The following is a 16,093-nucleotide window of genomic DNA, read 5'->3' on the forward strand; positions in this document are numbered from 1 at the left end:
ATCCTTGTTCCAGTTTGCGGGCACCGGGCGGCCGCTCAGCGCAGTCCATCCCATTTGGAAATGTCTTCGGCCTTCAAGCCACCAACCCGCGCATGCACGCGGGCGCCTGTGCTCATGGTGAGAATGAACGCTATCTCGTCCGCACACGGCGTACCGGGAATGCGCACCTCGATGGCATCGAAATGGCTGCGCACGTAGCTCGCGTTGATGTGCGTGAGCGGCACATCGAGCGTGCAGCCGGCGGGCCCCACCTTCTTGGTAGAAGGCACGATGGCGAGCGCATTGCCGGGCTGCCCCGTCTTCTCTTCGCCCTTGCCCGCCATGTATGCCGCGCGATCCCCCTTCCAGCCCAGCAGCTCGCGCATCGCGTAGCCCCCCGGCACATGCCAGAGCGCGCCATGCTCATGCTCGCCGTCGGCGCCGACGATCGCCCCCTTGCCGTAGCTGGTGATCGCCTCGACAGGCACATCCATCGCAACCCGCAGCTGTCGCGCCATGTCGAGGCCGATGTCGTTCAGCTGCTCCATCATGGGAAGAATGTCCGCCTCGTAGCGGCCCGCGAACGGATTAGTCATCACCACGGCAATCCAGCCACGCCTGAGCGGCACCTTCGCGGGCGGGCCGAACTCGTGGAGGATGTCTTCCACGTGGCTGTATGTACGTCGTATCTCGATCATTCATCGCTCCTCGTTGTTCCTTCAAGCACCGCCTCGGCGCGTTGCGGCAGCACACCCCACGCAAGGGCACCGTGCTGCGGCGGCTTCTTCTGCCATGCGAGCGCACCCACCTGCCTGGATTGACCCTGGCACGCCAGGAAGCAAGCCTCGATCAGTCCTCGCTCCAACAGGTCGGATGCACATTCCATGCCACGGTCGAGCGCCTCCCGAACGGCGGCACGCGGCAACACCGGCACGTCCACCGTCACCGGAATATCGCCGAGATCCGAATCGTGCCGGAGGCTCGCGGCCGGTGCACGCCTGATCTGTGGAATGTCCACGTTCACTGCATTCGCAATCACGGTTGCCGCGGCATCGGCCTGGCTCGCCGTTCTCGCCAGCACGGTGACGCTGTCCGCCACGCCGCGCGAAAAACTGCGTCCTCGCCAGCCACTGGTGGCTACCCCGCGCACGGAACTGTTCGCATCGATGGACAAGTTGCCGTCGAGGTCCAGGCCATGCTGCAGCAGCGCGGGATGAAAGCGCGCGAGATCCGCCCACAGGCCGACACGCACAGCCTGCCCCTGCACCATGTGCAACGCGATGTCTCCGCCATTGTTCACCCACGCGCGTTCCACACCGGGACGCGCGTAGGCCTTGATGATGTCCTGTGCAACGGACCCTGCCACCGCAGCCATCGGTGTGATGAACTGGTCATCAAAAGGCTTGCAGGCCTGCCACATGCTGCGCGCGACCTCACCCGCCAGCGGACACGCGCCCGACACGGGCCGCTTGAGGAGAGGCAGCTCGGCCACGAGCGCGTCCAGCAATCCCTCGAACCGCTGCCATGCCGCGACATGGGCCGCGCGCACGGACCGGGCATCCCCCTCCGCACCAATCACAAGGTCGATCGGGCCATGCTGGAAGTGCAGCCGGCCTCCGCTCAACAGGGCATGGGTCGCGCGCATCATTCCGCTCATCGTCTTGCCCTCATCCCAACAGCGGCCCGCGCCCCAGCGGCCAGGGGTTGGCCGGTGCGCGATGAAGCACGCGCCGCGCCGTGGGTGCACCATCGTTGTGCCACGCGCCGGTCCTCAGCACCTCCGCGATGGGGCGCACGGAACCCACGTGGCCACCGAGTTCCTTGAAATCGGAAAGCCGCATGCTGAACTCGATCGGTGCCACGATGGCAGGCGTGGGCACCGTGCCGAAGCTGTTGTCGGGCATGCGCAGCACATCGGCCATCACGGTGATGCCGCCTCCGGGCCACACATAGGCGGGCGCACCGCCACAGGTCACATTGACAAGCGCCTGCTTGATGGAGCGCGTGAGCAGCACGGGGTTCTCCGTCACGCCCGCGCGCAGGCTTCCGCCCGCACCACCGAGGAACAGCACCGTGGCCAGCGACGGCTCGCAGTTCTCGCCAATACGGTCGACGATGGCCTGCACATCGGCCGGCATCTGCTGCTCCACGGGTTGCAGGCGCTCGTCGAGCACATACCACGACGCGTGCTCGCCGGTGGTTGAGGTCATCAGCAACCGCATGCCCGGCCGCGCGACGCCCGCATCCCATCCTTCGATGATCGACAGCGGATCGGCAATGTCGGTGCCACCCCAGCCCGTGCCCGGATTCGCCACCTGGAAATACCGGCCGGGCGTGGACTTGCGCCCCCGCATCTGGATGCCCGATGGCGGCATGTCCAGGCACCGGCCCGCCTGGTGCTCCGACAGCACCCCCGTGATGTGATCGTCTACAACAACGACCTCATCGACCCGCCCGAACAACTGCTTGGCGAAGATGCCGATCGTCGCCGAACCGCAGCCGACGCGCATGCGCTGCTCCTCCACTCCGTTCACGATAGGTGCGCGCCCCGCCTGAATGATGATCTGCGAGCCGCCATCGATGGTGAGTTCGACAGCCCTCTTGTTGCCGAGCGCCTCCATCATCTCGACCGTGACGCGGCCCTCTTTCTTGCTTCCGCCCGTGAGATGGTGCACGCCGCCCAGCGACAGCATCTGCGATCCATACTCGGCGGTCGTGACATGCCCGACCACTTCGCCCTTGCAGCGCACGTTGGCCTGCTCGGGACCGAGATAGCGATCCGTGTCGATCTTCACCTTGAAACTGCAGTAGCTGAAGATGCCCTCGGTGACCACCGTCACCACGTCCACGCCCTCATGCTGCGATCCCACGATGAACGGGGCGGGCTTGTAATCGGGATAGGTGGTGGACGACCCCACGCCGGTGACGAAGACATCCTCGGCGAGCAACAGGTCTCCATCCCACGATGCCCCAGAATCGGCTCCGGTGCCGGGAAGGAACGGCACCACCTGTCCGCCATCTTCACCCACCGTCCGCCTGAGCAGCACCACCGGATCGACGCGCACCAGCTCGCCTCCGGAATTGGCATAGCGATCGCATGCCCCCGCGCGGCCCTGTGCGATCTGGCACAGAACCGGACAGGCATTGCATTCGATCTTGTCGCTCGCCATGCGCTCGTTGCGAGGACGCGAGCGCTCGAGCACCTGCGGTGCCGCAACGCCTTCCATCGCAGGCAGACCATCCGTCTTGGTGTGTTCAGTCATCGTGGCAGACCTCTTCCCAGCCAAAGCCCGGTGCGGAGAAAATCCTGTTGTTGCACCGGTTGGATTCATGTAGCATTCACTCCACGCCAATGTTGCAAACACTACATGAAATGAAATTTAAAGCATCCTTCGTGATCTGACACCGGGTGTTTACCCATGGTCTGGAAATTTCTCGGGAGTGAGTGCAATGACACATGTAGTGACCGACAGCTGCCTTCGGTGCAAGTACACCGACTGCGTGGATGTGTGCCCCGTGGATTGCTTCAAGGAGGGGCCGGAGTTCCTCGTCATCGACCCCGACGAATGCATCGATTGCGCGGTCTGCATTCCGGAATGTCCCGTGAATGCCATCTACGCGGAAGAGGATGTACCCGCCGAAATGATGCAGTTCATCGAGATCAACAGGCGCCTCGCACCCGACTGGCCCACGATCTCCAGAACCAAGCTTCCGCTGCCCGATGCGGACAAGTGGAAGGACGTTCCCGACAAGCTGTCGCAGTTTCCTCTTTGATAAGGACGTGACGCCATGAGCGCCTTCATCGAAGCACGCGTGCAGAGCGTGCACCATTGGACCGATCGCCTCTTCAGCTTCACCACCACGCGCGATCCGGGCCTGCGCTTCAGCAACGGCCATTTCACGATGATCGGACTGCGCGTGAACGACAAGCCGCTGCTGCGGGCCTACAGCATCGCCAGCGCCAACTACGAAGATCACCTGGAGTTCCTGAGCATCAAGGTCGAGGACGGCCCGCTCACATCGCGGCTGCAGCACATCCAGCCCGGGGACTCGATCATCGTCGGGCGAAAGCCGACCGGCACACTCGTCGTCGACTACCTGCTTCCAGGCAAGCGCCTGTACATGCTCGCGACCGGCACAGGCCTCGCGCCGTTCATGAGCATCGTGCGCGATCCGTCCACCTATGAGCGCTTCGAGGAGGTGATCCTGGTACACGGCGTGCGCCAGGCCAACGAACTCGCCTACCATGACCTGCTGCAGCAGACCCTGCCCGCCCACGAATTCCTGGGCGACATGGTGGCCAGCCAGCTGCGCTACTACCCCACCGTCACACGCGAGAGCTTTCGCAACACAGGCCGCATTCCCGATCTGCTGGACAGCGGCAGGCTTTGCAGCGATCTCGGCATTCCACAGCTCAATGCGGAGGAGGACCGGGTGATGATCTGCGGCAGCCCGGCGATGCTGCGCGACCTCAAGACCCTGCTCGAGCATCGCGGCTTCTCCGAGGGCAACACCTCCACGCCCGGAGCCTTCGTGATCGAGCGCGCCTTCGCCGAGCAATGATGCCCGTCGCCACAACCTTTATGGAAGCGCAACCTGCATTGGCGTGCACTAGCATCGTGCGCAGAGAAACAGACCATGCGATCACTCCATCATGACCACTCGAAGCAAGATCAGCAATAGCAGCAACGGCACTGCCGCACGCAAACCCGGCGTGCGCGAGCTGGCTGCCCAGGCCACGCGCGACAGCCTGCTGCGCGCGGCCATCAAGGTGTTTTCCAAAAGCGGCTTCGACGGCGGCAGCATCGAGCAGATCTCCAAGGCAGCCAAGTCATACGACCGCATGATCTACTACTACTTCGGCAGCAAGGCAGGCCTGTTCCTCGCCGTGATCGAGGAGATCTACAGCCGCTTCAACCAGGCCGAAGCCACACTGACGCTGGACATGCAGCAGCCCGGGCAGTCGCTCGAGATCATCGTGAAATTCATCATTCGCTACTACCGCGAACACCCCGAATTCGTCACCCTGCTCAACGAGGAAAACCTGCACCGCGGCAAGCATCTTGCCAAGTCGAAGAACAAGGGCGCCCACTCCTCCCCCGCCATCGGCATCCTGGACCGCGTCCTGGCAAGTGGTGTGCAGCAAGGCTTGTTCAGGGCAGACATTTCCGCAAGAGACCTCTACCTGATGATTGCCGCGATGGGCTATTTCTACCAGTCCAATCGCTTCACGCTTGCATCATTCCTGGGCGAGAGCCTGGATACGCCCGATGCCCTCGCGCACTGGGAATCCTTCGCGATCGAGAGCGTGCTGCGCACGACCGCTGTGGCGGCAGCAGCCCTCCCGGGAACCTCAGCAGCCACGCCCATAAAACGCGCCGCCCCCACGCGGCGCAGCTAGTGCACGGCGACAGCGCCGCGGCTTTTTCTTCAATAAACCACAAGGAGTCGACAGTCATGGCAGAAGCAGCAGTTGCAGAGAAATCGGGCAAGGTCGTCATCAGGAATATCGGGCTGATGATCTCCGGGAACATCGACAACCCGCTGCTCGACGCCGATACCGTCGTCGTCAACGACGGCATCATCAGCGCCGTCGGCAAGGAAAAGGACTGCGACACCAGCGAACCCCGCACGCTGATCGACGCACGCGGCACCTGCCTGTGCCCCGGACTGATCGACAGCCACGTCCACCCCGTCTTCGGCGACTGGACTCCGCGCCAGAACCAGCTCGGCTGGATCGAGTCCACGCTGCATGGCGGCGTCACCACGATGATCTCTGCTGGCGAGGTCCATCTGCCGGGCCGCCCCAAGGACGTGGTCGGGCTGAAAGCCCTGGCCATCACCGCACAACGTGCATTCGACAATTTCCGGCCCGCAGGCGTGAAGGTGCTTGCCGGGGCTCCGGTCATCGAAAAGGGCATGGTCGAGGAAGACTTCAAGGAACTGGCCGAAGCTGGCGTGAAGCTGCTCGGCGAAGTCGGCCTGGGCACGGTGAAGGCAGGCGAGGAAGCCCAGCGCATGGTGGCATGGGCACGCAAATATGGCATCCAGAGCACCATCCATACGGGCGGCCCCTCGATCCCGGGCTCCGGCCTGATCGACAAGGACGTGGTGCTGGAAGCCGACGCCGACATCATCGGCCACATCAACGGAGGCCACACCGCCTTGCCCGAGGCACATGTCTGCGAACTCTGCGAGAAGTCCAGCCGCGGCATCGAGATCGTCCACAACGGCAACGAAAAAATCGCCATCGCGGCCGCTCACGCAGCGATTGCCCTCAAATGCCCACACCGCATCATCCTCGGCACGGACGGCCCTGCAGGCTCAGGTGCGCAGCCCTTGGGCATCCTGCGGATGATTGCCCTGCTGTCAAGCCTGGGGAACATCCCTGCCGAGCTCGTGTTCTGCTTTGCGACGGGCAACACCGCCAGGATGCGTGATCTCAACTGCGGCCTCATCGAAGTGGGCCGTGCCGCCGACTTCGTCTTCCTCGATCGCGCACAGCATACGGCCGGGAGGACGCTGTTCGACAGTGTTCAACTGGGGGATATTCCGGGTGTGGGGATGGTGATGATCGATGGGCTGGTTCGGTGCGGCAGAAGCAGGAATACGCCGCCGGCGATGGAGATTCCGGTTGTCGTTGGCGCCGGGCATTGAGCTTATGCGGGGGCTTCTTTTGTTGGGGATCGCTTCTTCATAAGGCACTACCCTGTAGAACGGTTCTTGCTTGTCTTGAGTTCAGAGGCCGGGAGTGCCCCCGGCGGGTCAGTCCCGGCCTCTGCGGTGTGGCCAGGTGAGGAGATGTTCTACAGGGCAGAGGGAGCCCTTTTCATGCCCCTGCAATGGAGTGCTGTGCGATTGTGGCGCCCCCAAAGCAAAACGCCCTCCGACTCTGTCGAGTGGAGGGCGGTTTGGGCTGTAAGAGCCTGACGATGACCTACTTTCACACGGGAACCCGCACTATCATCGGCGCAAAGTCGTTTCACTGTCCTGTTCGGGATGGGAAGGAGTGGGACCAACTTGCTATGGTCATCAGGCATAACTGGGTGCTTGGCAGTTCATTTGGTGAACTGCGTTGCGAATTCATAGAGTCTTCAATCAGCTCAATCGTATTGAGGTTAATTTGATTGCGTACTTGGCATAACTACAAGTCTTTGAACATATCAAAGTTATAGGGTCAAGCCGCACGGGCAATTAGTACTGGTTAGCTTAACGCATTACTGCGCTTCCACACCCAGCCTATCAACGTCGTGGTCTACAACGACCCTTCAGGGGGCTCGAGGCCCCGGCAGATCTCATCTTGAAACGAGTTTCCCGCTTAGATGCTTTCAGCGGTTATCTCTTCCACACATAGCTACCCTGCGATGCCACTGGCGTGACAACAGGTACACCAGAGGTGTGTCCACTCCGGTCCTCTCGTACTAGGAGCAGGCTTCCTCAAATCTGCAGCGCCCACGGAAGATAGGGACCAAACTGTCTCACGACGTTTTAAACCCAGCTCACGTACCTCTTTAAATGGCGAACAGCCATACCCTTGGGACCGACTACAGCCCCAGGATGAGATGAGCCGACATCGAGGTGCCAAACACCGCCGTCGATATGAACTCTTGGGCGGTATCAGCCTGTTATCCCCAGAGTACCTTTTATCCGTTGAGCGATGGCCCTTCCATACAGAACCACCGGATCACTATGTCCTGCTTTCGCATCTGCTCGACTTGTCAGTCTCGCAGTTAAGCACGCTTATGCCATTGCACTATCGTCACGATGTCCGACCGTAACTAGCGTACCTTCGAACTCCTCCGTTACACTTTGGGAGGAGACCGCCCCAGTCAAACTGCCTACCATGCACTGTCCCCGATCCCGATAAGGGACCTAGGTTAGAACCTCAAACACACCAGGGTGGTATTTCAACGTTGGCTCCATGAGAACTAGCGTCCTCACTTCAAAGCCTCCCACCTATCCTACACAGATCTGTTCAAAGTCCAATACAAAGCTACAGTAAAGGTTCATGGGGTCTTTCCGTCTTTCCGCGGGGAGATTGCATCATCACAAACATTTCAACTTCGCTGAGTCTCAGGAGGAGACAGCGTGGCCATCGTTACGCCATTCGTGCAGGTCGGAACTTACCCGACAAGGAATTTCGCTACCTTAGGACCGTTATAGTTACGGCCGCCGTTTACTGGGACTTCAATCAAGAGCTTGCACCCCATCATTTAATCTTCCAGCACCGGGCAGGCGTCACACCCTATACGTCCACTTTCGTGTTTGCAGAGTGCTGTGTTTTTATTAAACAGTCGCAGCCACCGATTTTTTGCAACCCCTTTGGGCTCGCTCTGTACGAGTCCACCTACTTGGGGCATACCTTCTCCCGAAGTTACGGTATCAATTTGCCGAGTTCCTTCTCCTGAGTTCTCTCAAGCGCCTTAGAATACTCATCTCGCGCACCAGTGTCGGTTTGCGGTACGGTCGTCAATAGCTGAAGCTTAGTGGCTTTTCCTGGAAGCAGGGTATCACTCACTTCGTCTGCAAGCAGACTCGTTATCACCCCTCATCTTAGCCCGGCGGATTTGCCTACCGGGCACGACTACAGGCTTGAACCAACATATCCAACAGTTGGCTGAGCTAACCTTCTCCGTCCCCACATCGCACTATTGATCGGTACAGGAATATTGACCTGTTTCCCATCAGCTACGCATCTCTGCCTCGCCTTAGGGGCCGACTCACCCTACGCCGATGAACGTTGCGTAGGAAACCTTGCGCTTACGGCGAGCGGGCTTTTCACCCGCTTTAACGCTACTCATGTCAGCATTCGCACTTCTGATACCTCCAGCATCCGTCTCCAGACACCTTCACAGGCTTACAGAACGCTCTCCTACCACGTGCAATAAATTGCACATCCGCAGCTTCGGTAACTGGCTTAGCCCCGTTACATCTTCCGCGCAGGACGACTCGATCAGTGAGCTATTACGCTTTCTTTAAATGATGGCTGCTTCTAAGCCAACATCCTGACTGTTTTAGCCTTCCCACTTCGTTTCCCACTTAGCCAATTTTAGGGACCTTAGCTGGCGGTCTGGGTTGTTTCCCTCTTGAGTCCGGACGTTAGCACCCGGTGCTCTGTCTCCCAAGCTGTACTCTGCGGTATTCGGAGTTTGCCTTGGTTTGGTAAGTCGCCATGACCCCCTAGCCAAAACAGTGCTCTACCCCCGCAGGTAATACTTGAGGCACTACCTAAATAGTTTTCGGAGAGAACCAGCTATTTCCAAGTTTGTTTAGCCTTTCACCCCTATCCACAGCTCATCCGCTAGTTTTGCAACACTAGTCGGTTCGGACCTCCAGTACCTGTTACGGCACCTTCATCCTGGCCATGGATAGATCACTTGGTTTCGGGTCTACACCCAGCGACTAAGACGCCCTATTCGGACTCGATTTCTCTACGCCTCCCCTATTCGGTTAAGCTTGCCACTGAATGTAAGTCGCTGACCCATTATACAAAAGGTACGCCGTCACCCCTTACGAGGCTCCGACTTTTTGTAAGCATACGGTTTCAGGATCTATTTCACTCCCCTCCCGGGGTTCTTTTCGCCTTTCCCTCACGGTACTTGTTCACTATCGGTCGATGATGAGTATTTAGCCTTGGAGGATGGTCCCCCCATATTCAGACAGGGTTTCTCGTGCCCCGCCCTACTTGTCTGCAGCCTAGTACCACCACTGTGTTTTCACATACGGGGCTATCACCCACTATGGCCGGACTTTCCATTCCGTTTTGTTAACACAATGACTATCACTGCAAGGCTCTTCCGAATTCGCTCGCCACTACTATCGGAATCTCGGTTGATGTCTTTTCCTCGAGCTACTTAGATGTTTCAGTTCACTCGGTTCGCCTCGTTGACCTATGTATTCAGTCAACGATACCCTTGCGGGTGGGTTTCCCCATTCAGAAATCTCCGGATCAAAGCTTATTTGCCAGCTCCCCGAAGCTTATCGCAGGCTATCACGTCTTTCTTCGCCTATCATCGCCAAGGCATCCACCATATGCTCTTAGTCACTTGACCCTATAACTTTGACATCTCTTACGAGATACATCGCTGCAAGAATCTCAGACTTATGTGAGGTCTCTCACCTCACGCGTTATGCCGTAATGTGAATGATTCTTTTAGCCGCAATCCATCTCTGGATCACCGCTTTGAGAACGATTCGTCATTACTTGAACAAACAAAGTTTTTGTCTATTCGTTTTGACGCAATCAAATTTGTCACTGGCGGCACGGTGCAGTAAAACCTTTACGAATTTCTGCTTTCCGCCAGCAACGCTGATTTCGACTCTATGAATTTTTAAAGAACAGCCGTATTGACTCCGGTAATCCGGAACCAACAACAAAGAAGTCTGTTTCCAAACTGCTTTGGTGTTGATCTAATCGATACTTCGATAAGCGGGTTGATGGTGGAGGATGACGGGATCGAACCGACGACCCCCTGCTTGCAAAGCAGGTGCTCTCCCAGCTGAGCTAATCCCCCAGGATTCCTTCTCACCAGGTATTGGACGTTTGGTGGGTCTAGTTGGGCTCGAACCAACGACCCCCGCCTTATCAAGACGGTGCTCTAACCAGCTGAGCTACAGACCCATTCCCATATTCAGCAGTCTCTCAACTGCTCAATCAGGCTCGCGTTCCAACAACCGATAAGTGTGGGCGTTCAATCTTGAATGCTGTTTTCCAGAAAGGAGGTGATCCAGCCGCACCTTCCGATACGGCTACCTTGTTACGACTTCACCCCAGTCACGAACCCCGCCGTGGTAAGCGCCCTCCTTGCGGTTAGGCTACCTACTTCTGGCGAGACCCGCTCCCATGGTGTGACGGGCGGTGTGTACAAGACCCGGGAACGTATTCACCGTGACATTCTGATCCACGATTACTAGCGATTCCGACTTCACGCAGTCGAGTTGCAGACTGCGATCCGGACTACGACTGGCTTTATGGGATTAGCTCCCCCTCGCGGGTTGGCAACCCTTTGTACCAGCCATTGTATGACGTGTGTAGCCCCACCTATAAGGGCCATGAGGACTTGACGTCATCCCCACCTTCCTCCGGTTTGTCACCGGCAGTCTCATTAGAGTGCCCAACTAAATGTAGCAACTAATGACAAGGGTTGCGCTCGTTGCGGGACTTAACCCAACATCTCACGACACGAGCTGACGACAGCCATGCAGCACCTGTGTGCAGGTTCTCTTTCGAGCACATCCTCATCTCTGTGGACTTCCTGCCATGTCAAAGGTGGGTAAGGTTTTTCGCGTTGCATCGAATTAAACCACATCATCCACCGCTTGTGCGGGTCCCCGTCAATTCCTTTGAGTTTCAACCTTGCGGCCGTACTCCCCAGGCGGTCAACTTCACGCGTTAGCTTCGTTACTGAGAAAACAAATTCCCAACAACCAGTTGACATCGTTTAGGGCGTGGACTACCAGGGTATCTAATCCTGTTTGCTCCCCACGCTTTCGTGCATGAGCGTCAGTGCAGGCCCAGGGGATTGCCTTCGCCATCGGTGTTCCTCCGCATATCTACGCATTTCACTGCTACACGCGGAATTCCATCCCCCTCTGCCGCACTCAAGCCATGCAGTCACAAATGCAGTTCCCAGGTTGAGCCCGGGGATTTCACATCTGTCTTACATAACCGCCTGCGCACGCTTTACGCCCAGTAATTCCGATTAACGCTTGCACCCTACGTATTACCGCGGCTGCTGGCACGTAGTTAGCCGGTGCTTATTCTTACGGTACCGTCATGGGCCCCCTTTATTAGAAGAGACCTTTTCGTTCCGTACAAAAGCAGTTTACAACCCGAAGGCCTTCATCCTGCACGCGGCATGGCTGGATCAGGGTTTCCCCCATTGTCCAAAATTCCCCACTGCTGCCTCCCGTAGGAGTCTGGGCCGTGTCTCAGTCCCAGTGTGGCTGATCATCCTCTCAGACCAGCTACAGATCGTCGGCTTGGTAAGCTTTTATCCCACCAACTACCTAATCTGCCATCGGCCGCTCCGTCCGCGCGAGGTCCGAAGATCCCCCGCTTTCATCCGTAGATCGTATGCGGTATTAGCAAAGCTTTCGCCTCGTTATCCCCCACGATCGGGCACGTTCCGATGTATTACTCACCCGTTCGCCACTCGTCAGCATCCGAAGACCTGTTACCGTTCGACTTGCATGTGTAAGGCATGCCGCCAGCGTTCAATCTGAGCCAGGATCAAACTCTATAGTTCGATCTTGAAAATTTAAAGTCTTTCGACTTTGCTCAAAAATGGAATTGATGAAGATTAACTTCAACAATACTGTTTATGAGCGTTTGATAGTTCCGAAGAACTTGGCATTCGCCATCAAACGCCCACGCTTATCGGCTGTATGTTTTTAATGAACCCGAAACCCTGAACAACCCCGTGGGGCCCTCCGATTTCGTTTGCTTGCTGCGATCAGCTAAGCCTTGAATTCTAACACGTTTTAAAAAGACCTGTCAAACTTTGTGGTCTTTATCGGATCAACCGGAAAACCGATCCACCCAACCCAACCACCGCAACCCAGAGCAACCAAACGTCGTTTTGAGCAGCGAAGCCTTGAAGTATAACACGATTTTTTAATCAATCCGCCAACTTCGCAATCTCTTTCAAGACCGCCACCACTTTCAACATCAACCAGTTTCCCGGTCAGCGCCTCCAAGCAGCGAAGCCCTCGATTCTATACCGACTTTTAAACCCAATCGGCAAAGTTTCGAGAATTTCTTCAAGAACCTCTGAGAACCATCCAGATCACTCCGGAAAATCCCCGCTCTTCTTGAGGAAGGGACGAATTGTAGACGGGTTTGGTGACCAGAAAACAAAAAAGGGAAAGATTTTCATCTTTCCCTTTGAATGACTGCTTTGTCTATCTACATCCAGACAGGATGAAGGATGATCAGACGCGCCACTTTTCCATGAGCTTCTCAGGCGTCAGGTTGTCATAGGTCTCGAACGGCTGATGGATCCATGGATTCGTGGCCAGATAGTCCACCGAGTAGTCCGGCGTGAAGGTCGAGAGCGCCTTCGTCCAGATCACGGCGCTTCGCAGCTCCGTGATGGGAGCGTAGTTGCTCTTGAGCATGGCGATCACTGCGTTCAGCGTGTGGCCGGAATCCGCCAGGTCGTCGACCAGCAGCACACGACCGGCAATCTCACCCTTGGGCGTCGTAATGAAGCGGGCAATATCCAGGTGTCCCTGGACCGTGCCGGATTCCGCGCGGTACGAGCTGGTGGACATGATCGCCAGCGGCTTGTCGAAAATGCGGCTCAGCATGTCGCCCGGGCGCAGGCCGCCACGTGCGAGGCACAGGATGGTGTCGAATTCCCATCCCGACTGATGCACCTTGAGTGCCAGTTTTTCAATGAGGTTGTGGTACTCGTCGTAACTGACGTAGAGGTGCTTGCCGTCTTCTGTCAACATTCTTTTACTCCTGATCGGATAGCAGTTGGGCTCTTGTGGTGACGCCGGAGGATCACTCGGCGGCGTAGGGGTTGTGCATCAGGATCGTGTGGTCACGGTCCGGGCTGGTGGAGATCATGGCGACAGGAACGCCCGTCACTTCCTCGATGCGCTCCAGATACTTGCGTGCATTGGCAGGCAGTTCATCGTACTTGGTCACGCCCACCGTGGAGTCGGTCCATCCGGGGATGGTTTCGTAAATGGGAATGCAGCGAGCAATCTCTTCCGCGCCCATCGGCAGCAGGTCGATGCGCTGGCCGTCGAGTTCGTAGCCGACACACAGTTGCAGTTCGGTCAGGCCATCCAGCACATCGAGCTTGGTGATGCACAGACCGGACAGTCCGTTCACTTGCGCACTGCGCTTGAGCAGGGCCGCATCGAACCAACCACAACGGCGGCTGCGACCCGTGGTAACGCCCTTCTCGGCACCGACCGTGCTCATGTGATAACCCGGCGTGCCTTCCTTTTCCCATTCCAGCTCGGTGGGGAAAGGGCCGCCGCCAACGCGCGTGCAGTAGGCCTTGGTGATACCGAGGATGTAGTGCAGCAGACCGGGGCCGACACCAGAGCCGGCGGCGGCGTTGCCGGCCACGCAGTTGCTCGAGGTCACATACGGATAGGTGCCGTGGTCCACGTCGAGCAATGTGCCCTGCGCGCCCTCGAACAGCAGGTTCGCACCGTCCTTGTGGGCGGCATTGAGTTCGCAGGACACATCGGCGATCATGGGCTTGAGCAGCTCCGCATGGCGCATCGCTTCCGCATACACCACGTCGAATTGCACTTCGCCATCCTTCAGATAGGGCTTCAGTGCGTCGCCGAACTGCATGTCCCTGGAGCCAAGGAAGGTCACCAGCATGTGGTTGTAGAGGGCCAGCAGCTCGCGCAGCTTGGCGGCGAAGCGCTCGGGGTGCTTCAGGTCCTGCACGCGCAGTGCGCGGCGTGCGATCTTGTCTTCGTATGCAGGGCCGATGCCGCGGCCGGTCGTACCGATCTTCTCGACGCCACCGCGTTCGCGGGCAGCTTCGCGCGCCACGTCCAGCACAGCATGGAACGGCAGGATCAGCGGGCAGGCCTCGCTCACGCGCAGGCGCGAGCGAACTTCGACGCCAGCCTTCTCCAGGCCTTCGATTTCCTCGAACAGCTTCGCGGCCGACAGCACCACGCCATTGCCGATGTAGCACTTCACGCCCTGGCGCATGATGCCGCTGGGGATCAGGTGCAGCGCAGTCTTCACGCCGTTGATCACAAGGGTATGACCCGCGTTGTGGCCACCCTGGAAGCGCACGACGCCTTGTGCGCTCTCGGTCAGCCAATCAACCAGCTTGCCCTTGCCCTCATCGCCCCACTGGGTGCCGACGACGACAACGTTACGACCTTTGCTTGTCTTCATTTCGAATCCGATCAAATGCTAAAAAATCCAAAGTCAGATAGCGCGAACGACCCACTGGTCGGCTACCTGTACCAATTCGCGGTCGCAGTGGAACTCATCCACTTCGCTCTCATGACCCGGCAGCACGCAGACCACCGTTTCGCCCTGGCGGCGCAGCGCGGAGATGGCTTGCGCCACGTCGCCATCAACACCCCAGGGCGCACGGATGGCGGCCTTGAGCGGCTGGGGTGCCACGGCACCTACCAATTGCTTGATGTCCAGGCTGAAGCCCGCTGCCGGACGATTGCGGCCGAAGACGGCCCCCACCTCGTCGTAGCGTCCACCGCGCACCAGGGCATCGCTCGCGCCCGGAACGTAGATGGCAAACCGGGCACCGCTGTAGTAGGCATAGCCACGCACATGCGCCAGATCGAAGGTGACACGCGCCGGGCTGATGCGTGCAGCGGTCGTGCGCAGGTCGTCGAGCACCGGCTTCACACCGGCGATGTGCCCAAGCACCTTCTGCGCTTCATCCAGGACCTTGACGTCGCCATACAGCTGTAGCAGCGCCAGAAGACCGTTGCGCGATGCTTCGGGGAACGACTTGGTCAGTTCCTTCAGCTCGCTGGCATCCTTGACTGCCAGCGCGGCGTGCACACCGGCCAGAGTCTGCAGGCCTGCAGGCACTCCCGCAAGCAGGCTGCGCACGATGCGCACATCGGCCAGGTCCACGCTGGGGTTCTGTACGTCCGCCACGCGCAGGCATTCGAGCGCAAGCAGGACGGATTCGATGTCGGCCTCGATGCCTGCATGGCCGTAGATTTCCGCACCGAACTGGAGCGGCTCGCGCGTTGCATGGGGACGATCGGGCAAGGCATGCAGCACCGGGCCGCAATAGCACAGCCGCGTCACGCCCTTGCGGTTCAGCAGATGGGCGTCGATGCGGGCAACTTGTTGGGTGGTATCGGCACGCACTCCCAGGGAACGGCCGGAGAGCTGATCGACCAGCTTGAACGTCTGCAGGTCCAGCGCCTCGCCGGTGCCGGTCAGCAACGAGTCCAAATGCTCCAGCAACGGCGGCATCACCAGCTCATACCCGTAGCTACGGGCTGTATCTAGCAATCCACGGCGAAGTTCTTCAATGCGCCGGGCCTCGGAGGGCAGAACATCGGCGACGTGATCCGGCAGGACCCAAGCAGACATGGGAAATGGGGTGCTGTTAAAACCGTGATTCTACCGGACTGCTTT

10 protein-coding genes, 2 tRNA genes and 3 rRNA genes are annotated in these 16,093 nt (G+C 58.5%); 4 read left to right on the forward strand and 11 right to left on the reverse strand.

Annotated elements, in window-relative coordinates:
- Positions 1 to 35 precede the first annotated feature (35 nt).
- From H9K76_RS16600 to H9K76_RS16610, 3 genes are read right to left on the reverse strand one after another with little or no spacing between them, the layout of a single operon-like run.
- Positions 36 to 677, reverse strand: a complete 642-nt coding sequence (locus tag H9K76_RS16600; protein WP_187596446.1) for an amino acid synthesis family protein — start codon at positions 675 to 677, stop codon at positions 36 to 38.
- Positions 674 to 1,636, reverse strand: a complete 963-nt coding sequence (locus tag H9K76_RS16605; protein WP_246475069.1) for a UPF0280 family protein — start codon at positions 1,634 to 1,636, stop codon at positions 674 to 676. Before H9K76_RS16605 ends, H9K76_RS16600 begins: the two co-directional genes overlap by 4 nt.
- A 10-nt stretch (positions 1,637 to 1,646) precedes the next feature.
- Positions 1,647 to 3,242, reverse strand: coding sequence for a 6-hydroxynicotinate reductase (locus H9K76_RS16610; RefSeq protein ID WP_187596447.1), 1,596 nt, complete (start codon positions 3,240 to 3,242; stop codon positions 1,647 to 1,649).
- A 187-nt stretch (positions 3,243 to 3,429) separates the two neighbouring features.
- Here H9K76_RS16610 and fdxA point away from each other — a divergent pair, with 187 nt between their 5' ends.
- The 4 genes from fdxA (at position 3,430) to H9K76_RS16630 (ending at position 6,636) form a co-directional block, all read left to right on the forward strand.
- Positions 3,430 to 3,753: a ferredoxin FdxA gene (gene fdxA, locus H9K76_RS16615; RefSeq protein WP_187596448.1), complete on the forward strand. Its 324-nt coding sequence runs from the start codon at positions 3,430 to 3,432 to the stop codon at positions 3,751 to 3,753.
- Positions 3,754 to 3,768: 15 nt separating this feature from the next.
- Positions 3,769 to 4,542 (forward strand): ferredoxin--NADP reductase, encoded by a 774-nt coding sequence (locus H9K76_RS16620; protein ID WP_187596449.1) that lies wholly within the window; start codon positions 3,769 to 3,771, stop codon positions 4,540 to 4,542.
- A 91-nt stretch (positions 4,543 to 4,633) separates the two neighbouring features.
- Positions 4,634 to 5,380 (forward strand): TetR/AcrR family transcriptional regulator, encoded by a 747-nt coding sequence (locus H9K76_RS16625; RefSeq protein ID WP_187596450.1) that lies wholly within the window; start codon positions 4,634 to 4,636, stop codon positions 5,378 to 5,380.
- Positions 5,381 to 5,436: 56 nt separating this feature from the next.
- Positions 5,437 to 6,636 (forward strand): amidohydrolase family protein, encoded by a 1,200-nt coding sequence (locus H9K76_RS16630; RefSeq protein WP_187596451.1) that lies wholly within the window; start codon positions 5,437 to 5,439, stop codon positions 6,634 to 6,636.
- Positions 6,637 to 6,903: 267 nt separating this feature from the next.
- Here the strand turns inward: H9K76_RS16630 and rrf are convergent.
- The 8 genes from rrf to H9K76_RS16670 all read right to left on the reverse strand — a co-directional run bounded on the left by rrf (position 6,904) and on the right by H9K76_RS16670 (position 16,048).
- Positions 6,904 to 7,016: ribosomal RNA gene (gene rrf, locus H9K76_RS16635) — 5S ribosomal RNA — on the reverse strand.
- 136 nt (positions 7,017 to 7,152) lie between these two features.
- Positions 7,153 to 10,031, reverse strand: a 23S ribosomal RNA gene (locus H9K76_RS16640).
- Positions 10,032 to 10,417: 386 nt separating this feature from the next.
- Positions 10,418 to 10,493, reverse strand: a tRNA-Ala gene (locus tag H9K76_RS16645).
- A 30-nt stretch (positions 10,494 to 10,523) separates the two neighbouring features.
- Positions 10,524 to 10,600: transfer RNA gene (locus tag H9K76_RS16650), tRNA-Ile, on the reverse strand.
- A gap of 94 nt (positions 10,601 to 10,694) precedes the next feature.
- Positions 10,695 to 12,227, reverse strand: a 16S ribosomal RNA gene (locus tag H9K76_RS16655).
- Together the 16S, 23S and 5S rRNA genes with 2 tRNA genes alongside form the textbook arrangement of a ribosomal RNA operon.
- 685 nt (positions 12,228 to 12,912) lie before the next feature.
- Positions 12,913 to 13,437, reverse strand: a complete 525-nt coding sequence (locus H9K76_RS16660) for a phosphoribosyltransferase (protein WP_187596452.1) — start codon at positions 13,435 to 13,437, stop codon at positions 12,913 to 12,915.
- Between the two features lie 52 nt (positions 13,438 to 13,489).
- Positions 13,490 to 14,866 (reverse strand): adenylosuccinate synthase, encoded by a 1,377-nt coding sequence (locus tag H9K76_RS16665; protein WP_187596453.1) that lies wholly within the window; start codon positions 14,864 to 14,866, stop codon positions 13,490 to 13,492.
- 33 nt (positions 14,867 to 14,899) lie between these two features.
- Complete coding sequence (locus H9K76_RS16670; RefSeq protein WP_187596454.1) at positions 14,900 to 16,048, reverse strand: ATP phosphoribosyltransferase regulatory subunit; 1,149 nt, start codon at positions 16,046 to 16,048, stop codon at positions 14,900 to 14,902.
- Positions 16,049 to 16,093 lie beyond the last annotated feature (45 nt).

The sequence above is a fragment of the Diaphorobacter ruginosibacter genome (assembly GCF_014395975.1).
In the GTDB taxonomy this organism is placed as follows: Bacteria; Pseudomonadota; Gammaproteobacteria; order Burkholderiales; family Burkholderiaceae_C; genus Diaphorobacter_A; species Diaphorobacter_A ruginosibacter.